General features: G+C 39.7%; 17 protein-coding genes and 1 pseudogene. 7 read left to right on the forward strand and 11 right to left on the reverse strand.

Going from position 1 to position 20,821, the window contains the following annotated elements; all coding sequences use genetic code 11:
* Positions 1-51: 51 nt before the first annotated feature.
* From KP712_RS02300 to KP712_RS02315, 4 genes and pseudogenes are all read right to left on the reverse strand, one after another.
* On the reverse strand, positions 52-3,231 hold the full coding sequence (locus KP712_RS02300) for a type I restriction endonuclease subunit R (protein ID WP_215770511.1): 3,180 nt from the start codon (positions 3,229-3,231) through the stop codon (positions 52-54).
* 199 nt (positions 3,232-3,430) lie between these two features.
* Positions 3,431-4,072, reverse strand: coding sequence for a hypothetical protein (locus KP712_RS02305; protein WP_140523752.1), 642 nt, complete (start codon positions 4,070-4,072; stop codon positions 3,431-3,433).
* A 1-nt stretch (position 4,073) separates the two neighbouring features.
* A complete protein-coding gene (locus tag KP712_RS02310; RefSeq protein ID WP_215770512.1) occupies positions 4,074-5,462 on the reverse strand; it encodes a restriction endonuclease subunit S in 1,389 nt (462 codons plus the stop codon).
* A pseudogene (locus KP712_RS02315) lies at positions 5,455-7,190 on the reverse strand (type I restriction-modification system subunit M). The gene KP712_RS02310 and the pseudogene KP712_RS02315 overlap by 8 nt, the downstream one beginning before the upstream one ends.
* Before the next feature lie 115 nt (positions 7,191-7,305).
* On the opposite strand from KP712_RS02315, the gene rbfA reads away from it, so the two are divergent.
* From rbfA to tyrA, 3 genes are all read left to right on the forward strand, one after another.
* The gene (rbfA, locus tag KP712_RS02325; RefSeq protein ID WP_005628626.1) at positions 7,306-7,692 is read left to right on the forward strand and encodes a 30S ribosome-binding factor RbfA; all 387 of its coding nucleotides are present in this window, start codon (positions 7,306-7,308) and stop codon (positions 7,690-7,692) included.
* Positions 7,692-8,612, forward strand: a complete 921-nt coding sequence (truB, locus tag KP712_RS02330) for a tRNA pseudouridine(55) synthase TruB (protein ID WP_140523826.1) — start codon at positions 7,692-7,694, stop codon at positions 8,610-8,612. Before rbfA ends, truB begins: the two co-directional genes overlap by 1 nt.
* Positions 8,613-8,701: 89 nt before the next feature.
* On the forward strand, positions 8,702-9,826 hold the full coding sequence (gene tyrA / locus KP712_RS02335) for a bifunctional chorismate mutase/prephenate dehydrogenase (RefSeq protein ID WP_181153965.1): 1,125 nt from the start codon (positions 8,702-8,704) through the stop codon (positions 9,824-9,826).
* A 35-nt stretch (positions 9,827-9,861) separates the two neighbouring features.
* On the opposite strand, the gene queF is transcribed toward tyrA, so the two are convergent.
* From queF to KP712_RS02360, 5 genes are read right to left on the reverse strand one after another with little or no spacing between them, the layout of a single operon-like run.
* A complete protein-coding gene (gene queF, locus KP712_RS02340; protein ID WP_140523829.1) occupies positions 9,862-10,701 on the reverse strand; it encodes an NADPH-dependent 7-cyano-7-deazaguanine reductase QueF in 840 nt (279 codons plus the stop codon).
* A 55-nt stretch (positions 10,702-10,756) separates the two neighbouring features.
* Positions 10,757-11,542 (reverse strand): Zn-ribbon-containing protein, encoded by a 786-nt coding sequence (locus KP712_RS02345; protein WP_215770513.1) that lies wholly within the window; start codon positions 11,540-11,542, stop codon positions 10,757-10,759.
* Entirely contained in the window at positions 11,533-11,913 is a 381-nt protein-coding gene (locus KP712_RS02350) for a SufE family protein (RefSeq protein ID WP_215770514.1), read from the reverse strand. The genes KP712_RS02345 and KP712_RS02350 overlap by 10 nt, the downstream gene beginning before the upstream one ends.
* Complete coding sequence (locus tag KP712_RS02355) at positions 11,910-13,109, reverse strand: cysteine desulfurase (RefSeq protein WP_215770515.1); 1,200 nt, start codon at positions 13,107-13,109, stop codon at positions 11,910-11,912. The genes KP712_RS02350 and KP712_RS02355 overlap by 4 nt, the downstream gene beginning before the upstream one ends.
* Entirely contained in the window at positions 13,099-13,590 is a 492-nt protein-coding gene (locus KP712_RS02360) for a thermonuclease family protein (protein ID WP_215770516.1), read from the reverse strand. Before KP712_RS02360 ends, KP712_RS02355 begins: the two co-directional genes overlap by 11 nt.
* A gap of 314 nt (positions 13,591-13,904) precedes the next feature.
* Between KP712_RS02360 and KP712_RS02365 the strand changes: the two genes are divergently transcribed.
* The 4 genes from KP712_RS02365 to KP712_RS02380 all read left to right on the forward strand — a co-directional run bounded on the left by KP712_RS02365 (position 13,905) and on the right by KP712_RS02380 (position 18,566).
* Positions 13,905-14,336 (forward strand): CidA/LrgA family protein, encoded by a 432-nt coding sequence (locus KP712_RS02365; RefSeq protein ID WP_046939567.1) that lies wholly within the window; start codon positions 13,905-13,907, stop codon positions 14,334-14,336.
* Positions 14,337-14,356: 20 nt separating this feature from the next.
* A complete protein-coding gene (locus tag KP712_RS02370; protein ID WP_065264778.1) occupies positions 14,357-15,052 on the forward strand; it encodes a CidB/LrgB family autolysis modulator in 696 nt (231 codons plus the stop codon).
* A 92-nt stretch (positions 15,053-15,144) separates the two neighbouring features.
* The gene (locus KP712_RS02375) at positions 15,145-16,530 is read left to right on the forward strand and encodes an anti-phage deoxyguanosine triphosphatase (RefSeq protein ID WP_215770517.1); all 1,386 of its coding nucleotides are present in this window, start codon (positions 15,145-15,147) and stop codon (positions 16,528-16,530) included.
* A 92-nt stretch (positions 16,531-16,622) separates the two neighbouring features.
* Positions 16,623-18,566: an ABC transporter ATP-binding protein gene (locus tag KP712_RS02380; RefSeq protein WP_215770582.1), complete on the forward strand. Its 1,944-nt coding sequence runs from the start codon at positions 16,623-16,625 to the stop codon at positions 18,564-18,566.
* A gap of 28 nt (positions 18,567-18,594) precedes the next feature.
* Here the strand turns inward: KP712_RS02380 and can are convergent, their stop codons facing one another.
* Both can and asnS read right to left on the reverse strand, forming a co-directional pair.
* Positions 18,595-19,284: a carbonate dehydratase gene (gene can / locus KP712_RS02385; RefSeq protein ID WP_032803425.1), complete on the reverse strand. Its 690-nt coding sequence runs from the start codon at positions 19,282-19,284 to the stop codon at positions 18,595-18,597.
* Positions 19,285-19,359: 75 nt separating this feature from the next.
* A complete protein-coding gene (gene asnS / locus KP712_RS02390) occupies positions 19,360-20,763 on the reverse strand; it encodes an asparagine--tRNA ligase (protein ID WP_215770518.1) in 1,404 nt (467 codons plus the stop codon).
* Positions 20,764-20,821 lie beyond the last annotated feature (58 nt).

Consider the following 20,821-nt stretch of genomic DNA (forward strand, 5'->3'; position numbering starts at 1 on the left):
TAAGATGTAAGGTTATTATTCATTCAAATTAAAGTGATTTTACTGTATAGATTAGAATCTAGTTAAATCCTCTGCAATTTCTTCAGCTTGTTTAATCACATAAGTTACTGCTTCTTCCTGTTTATCGGGGGGGTATTTGTAGCGTTGTAGGGCGCGTTTAATGAGAATACGCATTTTGGCTCGTACCGCCTCTTTGTATTGCCAGTCGATTGTGACCGATTTTCTAAGTGTTTCCGTGATTTCTTTCGCCAGTTTAGAAAGCACTTCATCCCCCATCAAATCTTTTGCACTTTGATTTTGAGATAGGGCTTCATAGAAAGCTAGTTCCTCCTTGGTTAATCCTAGTTTTTTCCCTAATGCTAAACGTTCTTGAAAATCTTGGCTCATTTTAAAGAGTTCCTCCAAAATCTCTAATACGCTCAAATTGTGGTTGTGGTATTGATTCAATGCTTCCTTCAAACGTTGTTCAAAATCTTTTTGCAAGGTTAAGTTTGAGCCTGATTTAACTTTAATTTCACTTGCTAAATAACGTTCCATTGCCGTAATCCATAAATTTTTAGTTGGGCTATTTTTAACAGTTTGTAAAAATTCCTCGGAAAGCAAGCTAATTTGTGGTTGTGGTTTTTCTAGCAGATCGAATAAATCAATCACGCCTTCAGAATACACAGTTTGATTAACCAGTTTTTTTAATAAAATCTGTCTTTCATTTGTGCCAGTGCCTTTTTGTTCACGTTTAGTTAAAATTGCCCGTACGGCATCATAAAAGGCGATTTCTTGATTATACGGCTCAACTTCAGTCAATGCGCCACACAACATATAGCCTTTTTTCACCAAACCCGCCGCTTTCAAAAAGGCTTTTTTGCGCGGCTCGGTTTCTTTTTTATTAAACCAATGTTGATCGTGCGCTTTGCCATCAAATGGTAATTGATCGAGGCTTAAAATATGATTGGCGGCAAACCGAATAGCCATCAAAAGAGCATTCGGATTATCTTTTTCTAAGGCCGTCTGAACATCAAAGGTTTTCCCTTCAACCGGCGTTGCAAACAGGCTACGGACGAACTCTAAATGCTCTTTCATTTTAAAGAACACATCAATCACGTTATCCGTCAGCTTGCCCTTGCCTTGCGAATTGGTGTATTGCTTGGTCGCTTCTTTGAGTTTTTCGGCAATGCCGACATAATCCACAATCAAGCCGCCATTTTCTCTGCTTTTATTACGGAATACACGGTTTACTCGGGCGATGGCTTGCATCAGGTTATGCCCTTGCATAGGCTTGTCGATATACATCGTATTACAGCAAGGCGCATCAAAGCCCGTCAGCCACATATCGCGCACAATCACCACTTTCAGCGCATCGTTCGGATCTTTAAAGCGGCGTTCAAGCGTTTGTTTTTCTTGTTTACTGTAAACGTGTTTCTGCATTTCTGGTGCATCAGAAGCAGAACCCGTCATCACAATTTTAATCGCCCCTTCGTTAATATTGTCCGAATGCCATTCAGGGCGCAGTTTGATGATTTCATTGTATAAATCCACGCAAATCTGACGGCTGGAAACCACCATCATCGCTTTGCTGTCCACCACTTCATTGCGTTTGGCAAAATGCTGCACAAAATCCGCGGCTAAATTAGCCAAGCGGGCTTGCGAACCCAGCAATTTTTCCTGCAAACGCAGGGCAGGGGATTGCTCCTCTTCCAGTAAATCATCAATTTCTTTGAATAGCTCATCGTGTTCTTTTTCGTTTAAGCGGATTTGGCGCGCTTCATACACAATCGGCACGGTTGCGCCATCTTCCACTGCATCTTGCAAGTCATAAATTGACACATAGCGACCGAACACATCTTGCGTGTCCTTATCTTCTAGGCTAATCGGCGTACCGGTAAAACCGATAAATGAAGCATTAGGCAGCGCATCGCGTAAATGGCGGGCGTAACCTGCCTGAAATTTGCCGTTATGCAATTTTTGCGTAAAGCCATATTGGCTGCGGTGTGCCTCATCGCTGATCACAATAATATTGCTGCGTTCATTTAAAACAGGGAAGCGGTTTTCTTCCTCATTTAGGGCGAATTTCTGAATCGTCGTAAAAAACACGCCGCCAACTTCATTTTGTGCGAGTAGTTGGCGCAGTTGATCGCGGTCTTCCACTTGTTGCGGTGTTTGTTTGATTAAATCTTTGCCTGAAGAAAAGGTTTGGAAAAGTTGACCGTCCAAATCGTTGCGGTCGGTGACCACCACAATCGTCGGATTTTTCAATTCAGGCTGCGCAAGCAGTTTGCCGGCATAAAACAACATGGAAATAGATTTACCAGAACCCTGCGTATGCCACATCACGCCAATGCGGCAGTCGCCTTTTTCTGAGGTCGCCCAAATGGTGGAATTTACCGCCTCATTTACGCCGTAATATTGATGGTAAGCTGCGATTTTTTTAATGGTTTTACCGTTGGAATCCCGCTCAAATAAGACGAAATAGCGGATATAGTCCAATAAATCCTCAGGCTTCAGCAAGCCATTAAGCAGGCTTTGTAATTCATCGTCAAAATATAACCGCGCGCTTTTATTTTTTTCATCGACCACTTTCCACGGCGTAAAGCGTTGGAAATCTGCCGAAAGCGAGCCCAAGCGTGCGGCAATACCGTCTGAAATAATTAAGGCTTGGTTGTAAACAAACAGCTCAGCAATTTCATCTTTATAGGTTTCAAACTGATTAAACGCCTGTAACAAATCCGCGGATTCACGCAACGGATTTTTGAGCTCAAATACCACTAACGGCAGACCATTGACAAAGCCGATAATATCGGGAATCCGCTTGCCCCCTTTACGGCTACGGATTTCCAGCTGATTGACGGCAACAAAACGGTTGTTTTCCCAATGCTCGAAATCCACCAAGCGCGCCATCTCGATTTTCTGCTCATGTTGTCCGTGGCTATTGGGAGCCTGATATTCGACCCGCACGCCATCACGCAACAGCTTATAAAACGCCTGATTGCGTACCACCAAGTCGCCAATATCGCTTTTCGTTGCCGATTTGACCACAGAATCAACCGCACTTTCAGGCAGCTGCGGATTAAGTTTACGCACCGCCTCACGCAGTTGCTCAATAAAAACTACACCGCTCAAATCGCCACGGGCAAACTCGCCCTCATGAACAGGCAAGTCTTTACCATAGCGATATTCCCAATCGAGGGATTGCAGGCGTTGAAGGGTGAGTTGTTCGATGTCGTTTTCATTGAGCATGATGTGTTCCTTAGTGTGTGGTTTAAATCTCCCCTAACCACTCTTTACGAAAGAGGGGAATGGTATTGCGCGTAGTTTTAGTTTAGGTGTTTTTTATGAGTAATTTTTCTGTTAATTCGCCCCCTTGCAGCCAACAAACCTCTGAATAAATCCCCCTCTTTCGTAAAGAGGGGATAGGGGAGATTTGGCAGAAGTGAAATCAACCTTGTAATTCATATTCCAAATCAAGAGAATCATAGAAATCTAAGAATTCTTGATTTAGATTTGAGTATTCATCTTTGAATACTGGGGCATTATTTCCTTGGGTATCATCAGAAATAATATCACCTAATATTTCTGATAAATTCTTTTTAAGAATAAATTGGTCAACGATTTCTCCCCAAACTGGAGATTTGTGATTAAGTTCATAATCATTCAGGTTACCTACTAATCCCATCTCTTGCATTTTTATTATTTTTATTGTTTGTTTTTTAGGAATCAAAATATAAGAACAAGCTTGAGAAAATTTTGCTTTTTTAGAAGGTGGATTAAATTTGCTTGTAGAAAAATCATCAGCTACTCCATTAGATTCAATATAAATGCAAGATGTAGAGTAATTAGGTGATTTTTGAACAAAGAATTTACAGTTATCAAAATCATGTTTTGATAGGATTCTTTCTACATCAGAATAGAAATCTTCTAAAAAATCCTTTAAATCTGCAATGTATTCAGGATTTTCGATGTGGCATCTTCTATTAGAAATATGTGAATCTCTAATTTCTTTTATTCGTTGAAGAAATGTATCTTTAGTAGGATATGTAACGTTACGTCTTTTTAAGTAGCAAGGTTTACCTCTAGCCATTTTAAATTTCTCCATTTAATAATTTAGGTAATAACAAATCTCTAGTATCTTTCAATAAATCAATTTCAGATAGAAGCTGTTTTCTTTTTTCAAATAAAGAAGAAACATATTTCTGATGTAATTCAAGTAATTTAAAATCGGGTACTAATAAAGAGATTTGTTTCAAATGTGTAGGTCCAAAGTTACGCTGGGCAGAACCTGAAGCTCGGATTTCCAATTCATGTTGTAATTGATTCTCAACAAAGCCAGCAATGAAGCCTAATGTGCTTTTATTTTTAATAGGACGGAAACGGATAACGCTTGTATTGAGTGATAAAGGTAAATGTTCCTTCCTTACAAAAGCAAATCGTCCTAATGTTCCAGATGTTGAAACAACAATATCGTCTTCTTCAAGCTGGAAGTGTTTATATTTTCCAAAAGCTTCTTCCTTCGTGATTTTATTTGCGGTTGTTAATGTCAAGTCTCCATTCTGGATGCAGCGAATATTGATAAACTTGATACCATCTTCTTCATCTGTATATTGCCAATTACGAATGCCTGGACCTTCAAGAAAGTCAATGATTTCAGGTAGTGCTTTAATTTCCCACCCCTTCGGAATTTCAACCCCATCAACCTCCACCATCTCACACGGAAACGCTTTGGCGGTTTCGACTAATTCGGCGTAACGTTCAGGCTGTGTTTGTGAAAGTGCGGTCAGCTCTTCGGCTGTTTTTCCACTGATTGCCTGCATGGCTGCCAGCTCTGCTTGTTCAAGGCTAAGGCCGTCTGAAAGGGCTTGGACTTTGGCACGCACGGGATCGAAATCGACAAACCAGCTTTTAAGCAGGGCTTGGGCAATTTGTTCCAAGGTTTGGTTGATTTGGGTGTTGAGTTGGATTTTTTGGTCAAAAGAATATAACGAATCAGCTATTTCTTTTTGTTTACTGTATTCAATATAGGGAACTTCTAATTTAGCTAAATCACTCCCCCTAATTCCTGCGGCTCCAGCACCTTGTTCTATTATTTTATCCATCGTGTTTTTACCTAATCTACTACTAAAAAAATAGTAATAAAACATCGGATAACATAATTCCTGATTTAGTCTTACTCTAATAATATGGGATTCAAAGCATACAGGTTCATTATCATTTAAGAATATAGAACATTTTCCAGCACCATCTCTTACTAATGATTGTCTAGCAAAAAGCAGATCATTGTTTTGTAGTAGTGTTGCCGCTTTCTCTTTATCTGTTAATGGAACTCTATCCATTGTTTGATTTTGTATGAAACTCAGGGAAAAAATTTCTCCCATGTTTACCATTTTATAACCTGAACCACGAACTCTCTTTGGTTTAGTAACACCATTTCTTAATGGTTCTAAAAATAAAGCTCCAAATTCAACTTTACTCATACCCCAATCCCCCTAAATTCTTCTTAATCTCCGCTTCCAATTCCGCACTTTTCGCAAATTGTTCCTTCAAAAGAGCGGTCAGATTTTGCATTTTTTCTGCAAATGGCACGCCGTCGTCTTCTTGTTCTGCGGTGCCGACGTAGCGCCCCGGTGTGAGGACGAAGTCGTTGTCTTTAATTTCTTCTAAAGTAGCGGATTTACAGAAAGCGGCTTGGTCTTCATAACCGTCTGATTGTTGCCAAGCGTGGAGGGTGTCGGCAATTTTGGCGATGTCTTCAGCCGTGAAATCACGCAATACGCGGTCTTTCATGTAGCCGATTTGGCGGGCGTCGATAAACAACACTTCGCCTTTGCGCTTTTTGTTGCGGTTTAAAAACCAAATACAGGCGGGGATTTGGGTGTTGGTAAAGAGCTGACCAGGTAGGGCAACCATACATTCGACCAAGTCGGCATTGATGATGGTTTTGCGGATTTCGCCTTCGTTGTTGGTTTGGCTGCTCATGGAGCCGTTGGCCAGCAATAATGCCATTTTGCCGTTTGGCGAGAGGTGGTAAATCATGTGTTGCAGCCAAGCGAAGTTGGCATTGCCTTTGGGCGGCGTGCCGTATGCCCAACGTGGATCATCGGCAAGGGATTCGCTCCACCAATCACTGATGTTGAAGGGTGGATTTGCCATAATGAAATCCATCTTTTTGTCGATGTGTTGCGGCTGTGTGAAGCTGTCGGCGTTGTGTTTGCCGAAGTCGTAATCAATGCCACGGATGGCCATGTTCATGGCGGCGAGTTTCCAGGTGGTAGGGTTGAATTCTTGCCCGTAGATGGAAACGTTGTTGATGTTGCCTTGGTGGGCGGTGATAAAGCGTTCGGTTTGCACGAAAAAGCCGCCGCTGCCCATGGCCGGGTCATAGACGCGGCCTGAGTATGGCTCGAGCATTTCGACAATCAAGGAAACAATGGATTTCGGCGTGAAATATTGTCCGCCGCGTTTGCCTTCGGCTTGGGCAAAGCGACCGAGGAAGTATTCGTAAACGTGGCCAAGAATATCTTTTGCGCCTAAATGCACAGGCTCGGCGTTGTAAGTCGGGCGGGTAAAGTTGGTATCGGAGAAGAGGATAATCAGTCCGCGCAGGGTGTCTTCGTTTACGGCATAGCCGCTGATGCGTTGGAGGACGCCTTTGAGTTTTTCGTTGTCTTTTTCAATGGCATCGAAGGCATCGTCAATCAGTTTGGCGACGCCTGAGAATTTTCCACCCCAAGGCAATTCTGCCCCAGTGTTGAGAATAGAGACTTCTTGTAAGGCTTGCCAACGTGCAGAAGCTGGCACCCAAAATACGTTATCCGCGGTGTAATAATCACGGTTTTCTAGTTCTGCAGTTAAGGCTTCTTGATACTCTTCTTCAGTATCAAAAAAAGTGCGGTCAAGATAGAGGGGATTTTCAGGTGTGGAGAGTTCCGCCTGAATTTTTTCCTGTTGATGGGTGAAATTATCAGAAATGTATTTTAAAAAGATAAGACCAAGAACGATATGTTTATAATTGGCGGCATCAAGTTGTTGGCGGAGTTTATCAGCAGATACCCAAAATTTTTCATCTAATTCATTTAAAAATGCTTGTTGTAATACGTGATTTTCATCGACAATCTTGGTCGTCTCGTCTCGTCTCGTCTCGTCTCGCTTGCATAAATTATGCCCTCTGTAAAGTGATTTTTATCGGAAGTTTGAATATTCAAACAAATTATCAGGTGTCATTTTATCGAAAAACAGTATCAGGTTGAAAGGGATTTTTGCGTGCTAAATCCAATGATTTCCAGTAGAATGGGGCGCTTTTATAAATAAGGAATAACTATGGCAAGAGAATTTAAACGTAGCGATCGCGTCGCTCAAGAAATACAAAAAGAAATAGCCGTCATTTTACAACGCGAAGTGAAAGATCCCCGTATTGGGATGGTAACCGTTTCTGATGTGGAAGTGTCGAGTGATTTATCTTACGCAAAAATATTCGTGACTTTTTTATTCGATCACGATGAAACGGCAATCGAGCAAGGCATGAAAGGCTTAGAAAAAGCATCGCCTTATATTCGTTCGTTACTAGGCAAAGCGATGCGTTTACGTATCGTGCCAGAGATTCGCTTTATTTACGATCAATCCTTAGTGGAAGGGATGCGTATGTCAAATCTTGTGACAAATGTTGTGCGTGAAGATGAGAAAAAACACGTTGAGGAAAGCAACTAATGTCTAGACCTCGTAAACGCTGGCGTGATGTTGATGGTGTGTTTTTGTTGGATAAACCACAAGGCATGTCATCAAATGACATCATGCAAAAGGTGAAGCGTTTATTTCAAGCGAACAAAGCCGGGCATACAGGTGCGCTCGATCCGTTGGCTACGGGAATGTTGCCGATTTGCTTGGGCGAAGCAACTAAGTTTTCACAATTTTTGCTTGATGCCGATAAGCGTTATCTTGTTACGGCAAAATTAGGCGAACGTACCGATACTTCCGATGCGGAAGGGCAAGTCGTGGAAATGCGTGAAGTTCATATTGAAACCCAGCAAATCTTGACCGCACTTGAACAATTTCGTGGTGATATTTTGCAAGTGCCGACCCTGTTTTCCGCACTAAAACATAAAGGTAAACCGCTTTATGAATATGCACGACAAGGTATTACGGTTGAGCGTGAGGCGCGTCCAATTACAATTTTTGAACTCAATTTTATTGAATATCACGCACCTTATTTAACCTTAGAAGTGCATTGTTCAAAAGGCACTTATATTCGCACCTTAGTAGATGATTTGGGTGAAGTGCTAGGTTGTGGCGCGCATGTGACAATGTTACGCCGTACAGCCGTAGCTGATTACCCCGTAGCGGAAATGATGCCAATCGATGAGTTACAATTACTTGCTGAAAGTTTTCCATTAAGTGAATTAGATCGTCTATTACTGCCAACTGATACTGCTGTAAGTAAATTGCCCGCTTTGCATTTGGATGCAGAGCAGAGTAAAGCCATTGGTTTTGGTCAGCGAGTGAAATTTGCTAACGAACAGCAATTAAGCGGCCAAGTGCGGTTATTTTCAGCGGAGAATTTATTCTTAGGCGTGGCATTGATCGATGGGAATATTATTCGCCCACAAAGGTTAATCACGCAATCCTCATAACTTCATTGCCTTTCCTGTAAAATTCTAGTAATCTCATCTGTAATTAATTTTTTACAACATATGTAAATTAAATTTTGCAGGTGAGTTTTATGGAAGCCCTTAAGGATTTACGTTCTGAAATTGATTCGCTTGATCGCGAACTTATCCAACTTTTTGCTAAACGTCTTGAGTTGGTTTCTCAAGTCGGTAAAGTTAAACATCAACATGGATTACCTATTTATGCGCCAGAGCGTGAAATAGCAATGCTCCAAGCGCGTCGTTTAGAAGCTGAAAAAGCAGGCATTTCAGCAGATCTGATTGAAGATGTTCTACGCCGTTTTATGCGCGAATCCTATGCCAATGAAAACCAATTTGGCTTTAAAACCATCAATCCTGATATTCAAAAAATTGTTATCGTGGGTGGGTATGGTAAATTGGGTAGTTTATTTGCCCGCTATTTACGTGCATCTGGCTACCCAATTTCTATTTTAGATCGTGAAGATTGGGCGGTAGCTGAAAATATTTTAACGAATACTGATGTCGTGCTCGTTTCCGTCCCTATTAATCTCACCTTAGAAACAATCGAACGCTTAAAACCTTATTTAACAGAAAATATGCTACTTGCAGATTTAACCTCTGTTAAGCGTGAACCGCTAGCCAAAATGCTTGAAATCCATTCTGGTGCTGTTTTAGGTTTACATCCGATGTTTGGGCCAGATATTGCAAGTATGGCGAAACAAGTGGTTGTACGTTGTGATGGCCGTTTCCCCGAACGTTACGAATGGTTACTTGAGCAAATTCAAATTTGGGGCGCAAAGGTTTATCAAACCGATGCCACAGAACACGATCACAATATGACTTATATACAAGCCTTGCGCCATTTTTCAACTTTCGCGAATGGTTTACACCTTTCCAAACAGCCTGTTAATCTTGCTAATTTATTGGCACTTTCTTCTCCTATTTATCGCTTAGAACTTGCGATGATCGGTCGTTTATTTGCGCAAGATGCAGAGCTTTACGCCGATATTATTATGGATAAGCCAGAAAATTTAGCGGTAATTGAAACACTAAAACAAACTTACGAAGAAGCCTTAACTTTCTTTGAAAATAATGATCGTCAAGGTTTTATTGATGCTTTCCATAAGGTGCGTGACTGGTTTGGCGATTATTCCGAACAATTCTTAAAAGAAAGCCGTCAGCTATTGCAGCAGGCAAATGATTTGAAGCAAGGGTAGGGGAAAGTGCGGTGAAATTTCACTGCACTTTTCTTTTACTGTCTCGCCAATCTTAAATTTTCAGGTAAATTCTCAAAATTAGAACGGAATGGGTTGATATCTAATCCACCGCGACGAGTATAGCGTGCGTAAACGGTGAGTTTTTCTGGTTTGGCATAGTGCATTAAATCGCAAAAAATACGCTCGACACATTGTTCGTGGAATTCATTGTGTTGACGGAACGATACAACGTAACGCAATAATTTTTCGTGATCGATTTTTTTACCAACATAATGAATATGTAATGTTCCCCAGTCTGGCTGATTGGTAATCAGGCAGTTAGATTTCAATAAATGGCTGACTAATTTTTCTTCGATAATTTCATCCGATACGCAATCTTTCAGCCAATCAGCGTTAAATTCATAGCTGGTAATTTCAATATCTTGTTCATCAATGCAATCACCTTGTAAGTGATCAATTTTTTGAGAATCGTAAACTGCCACTGGATTTAACCGCACTGTTACATCGCCTTGCGCACATTCGCTTAAATCGCGTTGCATAGTTTGTTGAACGGCATTGAAGTCGGCAAATTTGCTTTGGTTGAAGCTATTTAAATAAAGTTTAAAACTTTTTGACTCAATCAAATTTTGGCTTTGGTAATCCAGATAAATATCTGCGATAGCTACTTGCGGTAAGCCTTTTTCGTTGAGCCACGAGATTTCATAAGCCGTCCAAATATCCGCGCCGATAGTAAATGGTTGTTTTTGGGTAATGCTCAATCCATCACGATTTAACACGCGTGGCACAGGCTGTAATAACGTTCGGTCATATTGAGAGGTGTATTCTGTTTTTTGACCGAGTTTTAAGGATTTTAAGCTGTTGTCTTGGTAATTCATCTTTTCTCCGATTAGGTGTTTCGAATTTTGCAAATTTCGATACTTTATAAGTTCATTACAAAAAATTCCACGATAGATTCGAAACTAATCGACAGGTATCGCATTTAAAATGAAAGGTATCAAAAATCGCGTCTTTTAACGCCCAGTTTGCACCACAAGAAGGGCAGCAACGGGATTTTTCAGATTCTAAAGATTGCCCACCTACACGATATAAATAATAGTAAGTCGGTATACCCGTTTCTTTTTCTATTTCTTGGGCTAAATAGCGTCCGTGTTTTGAAAGCGTGCTTTGATACTCAGAAATTTCTGCCAAAGATTGTTGTTCTAATACCGAACCATTCATTTGTAGCTGATCGCAGGCTTGCCAATTTTCTTGCCATTTAATCAGATCTTGGCTTAAGTGCGGTTGATTTTTTAGTTGTTTATACAAAGGGATTGGTGCGAAATTTTCTCCGCTGTGAATCGGTGAGCAACTTTGTAAATGGGTTGTGTAAAGCACTTGCCAAGCTGGTGAGGCATTTTCTGCTGTTTGATCTGAATTGAAATCATTTCCCACAAGTTGAAAACCATTAAAAATTACGCCGCACTTTTCTGCTTTTTGTAATGTTCGATTTACTTCTGCGTTATTATTTTGCGGGAAAAGACTATCTTGCTCAGGGCAAATGACGCGCATAGCAAAGCCTTGTGCGCCATCTTCTTCCGCTAAATATAAAGGAATTTCACGTCCGATAATTTGCCCGTTATATCGCCATTGATCGATCACGGCATTGAGTAAACGGCTTTGTGATTCAATGTTATTTTCAAGGGCCGTCAGGCGAAAATAGGTCTCGATTAAATACATAAATTTTTTAATTGCTGTCCGATTTGGTTTAAGCCGTTTAAACGTGTTTCGCTTAAACGTTGTGAAATGCCGAGTTCGCTAAAAAATGCAGTAATATCAAATGTATTCAATTCATCCGCTGTTTTGCCATTAATTTGATTGAGTAAAATCCAAAGCAAACCATTCATAATTCTGGCTTCACTAAATCCATTGAATTGAAAAGTGCGGTCATTTTTAGGCATAATCTGAAACCACATTTGTGCTTCGCAGCCAGTAATAGGTTGCATTTGAGCAAGTTCATCGTCGCTTGGGCGAAGTAAATTTTTGCCAGCTTGAATAATCAGGCGATAGCGATCTTCCCAATTTTTAGCTTGTTTTAATTGTTCTATCATTGTAATAAATCCAGTGCTTTGTCTAAGGCGGTAAAAAATGCCTCTACATCTTCCTGCGTATTATAAGGGGAAAAAGACAGGCGTAATGTGGTGCGTTCGCCTAAGCGTGCTAAATAAGGCTGGGCACAATGTTCGCCCACACGAAGCGCAATATTTTGTTCGCTTAAAAGTGTAGAAAGATCAGAACAGTCAATGCTATCAAATATAAAGCAAACAACGGTGCTTGGTTGAGGGGAATTGAATAATCGGCAATTCTCGTAAGATTTTAACCGCACTTTGACGGATTCTGCCAAGGATATAGCGTGCTGTTCTGCTGCGGTAAAATCCCATTTTTGTAACCACTCCAGTATGGCATTAAAGCCAATAACCCCAGCAATATTGGGAGTGCCAGCTTCTAAACGATAAGGCAATTCGGCAAAAGTAATACGATCATTTGATACACGATCAATCATTTTTCCGCCGAAAAAGAGCGGTTGAAGTTGAGAAAGTGCGGTTAATTTTCCTGTTAAAACGCCAAGCCCATTTGGACCATAAATTTTATGGGCAGAAAATGCGAGGAAATCGGCATCTAAATCTTGTAAATCGATTTTAATATGACTAATCGCTTGTGCAGCATCCACTAAAACCAACGCATGACTATGTTTTCTAATAAGTTGAATCAGGCGTTTAATCGGCTGTTCTGTGCCCGTGACATTTGAAACAAAATTCAGCGCAACGAGTTTTGTTTTTTCAGAAAGGGCAGAAATAAGCGCATTTTCATCAATTAGCCAATTATCTAAAATCGGTAAAACTCGAATTTTTGCACCGCACTTTTTCGCCGTTTCGTGCCAAGTGACAAAATTAGCGTGATGATCTGCTTGGCTAATCAGAATTTCATCTTCTGAGTTTAATTGTGGTAGTAATCCATTTGCCACTAAGTTAATCGCGTGAGTTGTACCCGAAGTCCAAATAACAGCGCGTTTATCTTCAGCATTAACCCATTCTTTCACTTGTGTGCGAGCCTGTTCATATTGCGCAGTTTGGGCAGCATCATATTGGCTACGGTGCACTGAACCCGCAGAAGCATAAAATTCGGCGGTGCGATCAGTTAACACTTGAGGTTTCAACGCGGTGGCAGCGTTATCTAAATAAACAACCGCATCTTCATGTTGAAAATAGGGAAATTCTTGACGGAAAGTTTGATAATCAAAAGCCATATTGATTTTTCTCTTGTCTGCGCCATTGACTTGGTTCAATTGGATTATTGTCTGCCCAGAGACCAATTCGTTTGGCTTGTGCATTTTCTTGTGCTTGAAGATAAATCGGATCATGGGAATATTGCTTATAAGCCCATGCCATACCTTGTTTAACCATTTCTAAATTAATATTTTTATCTTGATAATAAATAATCGCCAATGTACGTTGATAACGATCTTGGCCCTTTAAAGAAAGACGCACATCACGAAGATAGACCATATCAGACAACGCTTTTTTAGATTTTTGTCCAAAAGCTTGTTTTTTCTCTGGCGCATCAATTTCAGCTAGTCGCACTTTGACTTGCTTATTGCCTCTTGTAAGGCAAGTTAAAGTGTCGCCATCGCTGATACCCACAACACGACAATTACCTTTCTCACTGGAGCAAGCGGAAAGTGCGGTTAAAAAAAGTAAAGAAATTAAAATTAAGCAGTTTTTCATCATTAACCTTGGTAAATTGGCGCTATTGGTGCCAATAAGCGTGTAGAGTATTTCATCTTATGGGTGATAAATGTGGAGATAGATTGTTTAAGATTTATGGTTAATAAGTTGGAACATTGTAGCAAATCTTAAGCCTGATGAATAATAGCTAGTGATTTGATTGTGTTTAACTCTTTGTAATTTGATATCAAAATTTGATCGAGCTCACATTTTTTTCAGATTACGCCCGATTTTATTTAAAAATAGGTGGTCAATTTTCTCTTAAAAGGCGTAAAATCTTTTTTAAACATTATCAAAAAAGTTGAAAAAGGTCGAATATGGTTCAAAAGGTGTTTTTATTGACCCGTTCTTTGGTCATTTTATACATTATGTTATATCTCGGAAATCTTATTGCACATTATGTACCTGTAGGTGTACCTGGGAGTATTTGGGGATTGTTATTACTCTTTTTGGGGTTAACAACAAGACTTATTCATTTAGATTGGATTTATTTGGGGGCGAGTTTTCTTATTCGCTTTATGGCCGTACTTTTTGTACCTGTAAGCGTAGGCATTATTAAATATTCTGATTTATTAAGAGAACAGGTTAATATTTTATTACTTCCCAATATTGTAAGCACATGTATTACATTAGTTGTGATTGGTTTTTTTGCCAATCATTTATATCAACTCCAATCTTTTACACATAAACGGAAAAAAGTAATAAAACGTCGCCAAGTTCAAGAGAAACAAATAACTGAAAACATGTAGTCTTTATTTGGATGTCAATTATGCAGCAGTACGCAATTTATCTTTATACATTTTTAACAATTTTCGGATTTTGGCTTGCATTACAAATTAGTAAACGTTGGAAATCAGTCATTTTCAATTCATTTATCTTAACCGTGTTGATTCTTGTGGTAATTTTGGTTGTAGGCAAAATTCCATATGATGATTATATGGCTGGGAATGCACCAATAAACAATTTGCTTTCATTAAGTATCGTTGCTCTTGCTTTGCCGCTTTATGAGCAACTTCGCCAAATTGCCAAACAATGGAAAATCATTCTTTCAACGGTTTTCATTGCCTCTTTTTTAGCAATGTTAAGTGGTGCACTTTTAGCATTTCTTTTAGGCGCAACTCCCGAAATGGTCGCAACAGTTTTACCTAAATCAATTACAACGCCTATCGCGATGGAGGTTTCTCGCCATTTAGGCGGAATTCCTGCTGTTACCGCTGTAGGGGTTGTTGTTGCAGGTTTGCAAGGCTCTGTTTTTGGTTACCTTGTATTAAAAAAATTAGGTATTAAACATCAAGAAGCTATAGGACTTTCCGTTGGTTCTGTTTCTCATGCACTTGGAACAGTAAGCTGTATGGAAACTAACTCAACGGCAGGAAGTTACAGTTCTATTTCTCTTGTGCTTTGTGGGATTATTAGTTCTATTCTCGCGCCATTTGTATTTAAGCTGATTTATTTCTTTGTTTAAATATCAATGAAAATTCAACCGCACTTTATTCATTCTAGATTTTGTTTGTTCTAGATAAAGTGCGGTTGTTTTTTGTGCTAAATGATTAGATAATGCAGAAAAACGAAATAAAACAAAGCGATATGAAACCACTTATCATTGATTCTTCTTGGACAGAACGTTTTCTCCCCGATCCTCCACGCGAAAAAGATAATCGTCCACCATTTCGTCGGGATCGTGGGCGAATTTTACATTCTGCCGCCTTTCGTTGCTTGCAAGCAAAAACCCAAATTCACGCAATTGGCGAAAATGATTTTTATCGTACTCGCTTAACTCACTCTTTAGAAGTCGCACAGATTGGTAGTAGCCTCGTTGCACAACTTAAATTTTTAGAAACCTTTGAAAGCATTTCGCAAACATTAAATATTGATAAAAACGAATTACAAAAGCAGTTAAAATCTTTATTGCCGAGTAATGATCTTATTGAGAGTTTGTGTTTTGCGCATGATATTGGGCATCCACCTTTTGGGCATGGTGGCGAAACGGCATTAAATTATATGATGGCAGAGCAGGGCGGTTTTGAAGGCAATGCACAAACCTTTAGAATTTTAACAAAACTTGAGCCTTACACTGAAAATGCAGGGATGAATCTAACACGTAGAACACTATTGGGTGTAGTGAAATATCCCGCGTTGTTAGATGTTGCCTCGCCTCAGTATTCAGAACTTAATTTTTCTCGCAATATTGATCCGCGTTTTGTACGTATTCATGATTGGATTCCGGGAAAAGGCATTTTCCGCGATGATTTAAAAATGTTTAATTGGTTGTTGGAAAATCTTTCTGAAAATGACCGCACTTTATTCTGTCAATTTAAAAAAGTGCGGGAAAATCCAGCTGAATCTCTACATACTCGGTTTAAATCTCTGGATTGCAGCATTATGGAATTGGCAGATGATATTGCCTATGGTGTGCATGATTTAGAAGATGCGATTGTAACTGGCGTGGTAAATCCTCATCAATGGCAAGCGGCACATGCTGCATTGAAACAAATTCCTTCAGCTTGGTTGCATGAAAATATTGATTCAATTAGCCAACGACTTTTCTCTGATAAACATTTTGAGCGCAAACAAGCGATTGGTGCATTGGTGAACTTTTTTATTACCAATGTGCGGTGGAAATTAACGGCAAATTTTGATGAACCTTTGTTACGTTATAACGCGGAATTGCCACCTGAAGTGATTGTTGCGCTTGGTGTATTTAAAAAATTTGTTTGGGATTATGTTATTCGCAATGTGGATACTCAACGAATCGAATATAAAGGGCAGAGAATGTTGACAGAAATGTTCCAAATTTTTGAATCTGATCCAGAGCGTTTATTACCGAGAAATACTGCAAATCGTTGGCGTAATGCACCAGAAGAAGGGAAGAAACGGATTATTTGTGATTATATTGCAGGCATGTCAGATGCACACGCATTGCGGGTATATCAACAACTTTGATTTCATAGAGAATCCCATTGAATTGATGGGATTTTTTATGCAAACCGTATAGAATAGTGCGGTTAATTTTTACAGAGTTTTATGGGGCAGTTGTGGCATTAATTAGTTTAACCAATGGATACCTTTCCTTTAGTGATGCACCTTTGTTAGATCACGCAGAACTACATATTGAACCGAATGAGCGTGTTTGTTTAGTTGGGCGTAACGGCGCAGGTAAATCAACTTTATTGAAAATCATCGCAGGCGATGTGCTTATGGATGATGGCAAAATCCAATACGAGAAAGATCTTGTGGTTTCTCGTTTAGAGCAAGATCCACCGCGTAATGCGCAAGGCAATATTTTTGATTATGTCGCAGAAGGTGTAGGGCATTTAACGGATTTATTGAAAGAATATCATCATATTTCTGTTCAATTGGAAGAAAATTACAGTGATCAAATTTTAAGTCAATTAGAGCAAGTTCAAGCTAAATTAGAACACGCTGATGGCTGGCGATTTGAAAATAAAATCAATGAAGTGTTGTTAAAACTAGGATTAAATCCAAACACAAAATTATCCGCACTTTCGGGCGGTTGGTTACGTAAAGCAGCATTAGCGCGCGCATTGGTATGCGATCCTGATGTGTTATTACTTGATGAACCAACTAACCACTTGGATGTGGAAGCCATTGAATGGTTAGAAAATTTCTTACAGGATTTCCAAGGTAGCATTGTATTTATTTCCCATGACCGTTCTTTTATTCGAAAAATGGCAACACGGATTGTAGATTTAGATCGCGGCCAATTAGTGTCTTATCCAGGCAATTATGATTTATATTTAACCACGAAAGAAGAAAATCTACGCGTTGAAGCCTTACAGAATGAATTATTTGATAAACGTCTTGCACAGGAAGAAGTGTGGATTCGCCAAGGTATCAAGGCGCGCCGTACAAGAAATGAAGGGCGAGTGCGAGCATTAAAAGCCATGCGTGAGGAACGCCGTCAACGCCGTGAGGTAATGGGAACTGCCAAATTACAGTTAGATACCTCAAGTCGTTCAGGCAAAATTGTCTTTGAAATGGAGGATGTGAGCTATGAAATCGCAGGAAAAACCTTATTAAAAGATTTTTCAACAACGATTTTACGTGGAGACAAAATTGCGCTTGTTGGGCCAAACGGCTGTGGAAAAACCACGTTCATTAAATTATTGTTGGGTGAGATTCAGCCAACATCAGGGAAAATTCGTTGTGGCACCAAATTAGATATTGCTTATTTTGACCAATATCGTGCTGATTTAGATCCTGAAAAAACTGTAATGGATAATGTGGCGGATGGCAAACAAGATATTGAAGTCAATGGTGTAAAACGCCACGTGCTAGGGTATTTGCAAGATTTCTTATTCCCGCCAAAACGTGCAATGACCCCAGTTAAAGCCTTATCGGGGGGAGAACGAAATCGTTTATTGCTCGCAAAATTATTACTCAAGCCAAATAATTTATTGATTCTTGACGAACCGACCAATGACCTCGATGTAGAAACATTAGAGCTTTTAGAAGAAATTTTGACTGATTATCAAGGCACATTGTTAATTGTGAGCCATGACCGTCAATTTATTGATAATACTGCGACAGAATGTTATTTATTTGAAGGTGAAGGGCGTTTGAATAAGTATGTGGGGGGATTCTTTGATGCGAAACAGCAACAAGCCAATTTCTGGGCAAGCAAAGCAGTAGAAGAGCAGGCTAAAGCGAGAAAAACTGAACCGCTAAAAGAAGAAAATTCGGTAAAAAATGACCGCACTTCTAAGCCGAAATCAGTAAAACTTTCTTATAAAGAACAACGTGAGCTAGAACAACTTCCACAACTATTGGAAGAATTAGAAACTAAAATCACCGCACTGCAAGCTGAAATAGCCGATCCCGCATTTTTCCAACAGGCTCATGATATTACCGACGCTAAATTAAAATCATTGGCGGATACTGAAGCCGAATTAGAAACCGCATTTTTACGCTGGGAAGAATTGGAAGAAAAGAAAAATTTGGCTGAAGGTAAAGCTTAAAAAAATAACGCCCTAAAGGGCGTTTTCTTTAGACATTTTCAAGATGATCTTTTTTCAAAATGCTTTCTTCATCAAGTGTTGATAAACGGGAGATAGCGTTACGGTAAGAAATTTCTAAGGTTTCTCTACTGGTTGCCATTACCCCTTGATCCACTAAAAATCCATCATTTACGTCATATACCCAGCCGTGTAATGAGAGTTTTTGTCCACGTTCCCAAGCACTTTTGACAATTGAAGTGCGCCCAAGATTGTAAACCTGTTCTGCTACGTTAATTTTAGTCAACATATCCGCGCGTTTTTCTGGGGAAAGTTTACCGAGAAGATGGCCATGTTTAAACCAAATATCGCGAATATGAAGAAGCCAGTTGTTGATAAGTCCTAAATCTTTATCTGTCATAGCAGCATGAATACCGCCACAGTTGGTGTGGCCACAGATAATAATATGTTCAATTTTAAGTACATCGACGGCATATTGCACAACAGAAAGGCAATTAAAATCGGTGTGAATTACTTGGTTAGCAACATTACGGTGTACAAAAAGCTCACCCGGTTCAAGATTCGTCAATTTCTCAGCGGGGACACGGCTATCAGAGCAACCAATCCAAAGATAATGTGGCGTTTGATGATCCGCAAGTTCTTTGAAGTAAGTCGAATTTTCTTCTTTCATTCTTTGTGCCCAACTGTAATTATTGGCAAAGAGTTGTTTAATTTTATCCATTTTGCTTTCCTTAAAATTCTGAAAAAATTGACCGCACTTTGGCGTAAGTGCGGTCAATATTAAAGTTAAATTGAATTAGAAATTCGCATTTCTTGGCGCGCGTGGGAATGGAATTACATCACGAATGTTTTGCATGCCAGTTACATAGACGATTAAGCGTTCAAAACCAAGACCAAAACCAGAATGTGGAACGCTACCATATTTACGCAGATCGCGATACCACCAATAATCATCTGGGTTTAATCCCATTTCTTCCATTCGTTTATCAAGCACGTCTAAACGTTCTTCACGTTGTGAACCACCGATGATTTCACCAATTCCTGGTGCTAACACGTCCATTGCCGCCACAGTTTTTCCATCATCATTTAAACGCATATAGAATGCTTTAATGTCTTTTGGATAGTTTTTCACTACAACTGGTGATTTAAAATATTCTTCCGCCAAGAAACGTTCGTGTTCAGAAGAAAGATCGATACCCCAAGAAACAGGGAATTCAAATTTCTTACCCGATTTTAATAACACATCAATGGCGTCAGTATAGTCAATTTGCGCAAAATCTGAGTTTACAAAGTTTTCTAGACGCGTAATAACATCTTTATCTACGTGTTTTTCAAAGAATTGTAAGTCATCTTTACGCTCAGACAATACTGCACGGAATACGTATTTCAACATATCTTCTGCAAGTTTTGCGTTATCCGCTAACGTTGCAAATGCTACTTCTGGTTCAACCATCCAGAACTCAGCTAAGTGACGGGTGGTATTTGAGTTTTCTGCGCGGAATGTTGGACCGAAGGTATAAATTTTGCTTAATGCACAAGCATAGGTTTCGCCGTTTAACTGACCTGAAACCGTTAAAAATGATTCTTTACCGAAGAAATCTTGGCTGAAATCAACTTTTCCATTTTCACCACGCGGAAGATTTTCTAAATCAAGTGTAGAAACACGGAACATTTCACCCGCACCTTCAGTGTCTGATGCAGTAATTAATGGGGTTGCCACCCAATAGAAACCTTGCTCATGGAAGAAACGGTGAATTGCTTGAGATAAGCAATGGCGAACACGTGCAACTGCACCAATAATATTGGTACGAGGGCGTAAGTGAGCTACTTCGCGTAAATATTCAATAGAGTGGCGTTTTGCTGCCATTGGGTAAGTATCTGGATCTTCAACAAACCCTGTCACTTCCACTTTTTCTGCTTGTAATTCAACCGCTTGTCCTTCTGCTGGTGATTCAACGACTTTACCCGTTACAATCACAGAACAGCCAGTCGTTAAACGTAAAATTTCGCTTTCGTAATTTTCAATATCGTTATTAATAATCGCTTGAATTGGATCAAAGCAAGAACCGTCATAAACCGCTAAGAAAGATAAACCTGCTTTAGAATCGCGACGGGTACGCACCCAACCACGCACAGTGACGGTTTCACCAATCGCCACTTTCCCTTGTAATACATCAACAATTGATGCTACGTTAGACATATAAACCTCTACAACTAAATGTAATTTTACGTAAAAATAGAGATATTTTACCTGAGTA

This window comes from Haemophilus sp. SZY H68 (assembly GCF_018829685.1).
In the GTDB taxonomy this organism is placed as follows: Bacteria; Pseudomonadota; Gammaproteobacteria; order Enterobacterales; family Pasteurellaceae; genus Haemophilus; species Haemophilus haemolyticus_K.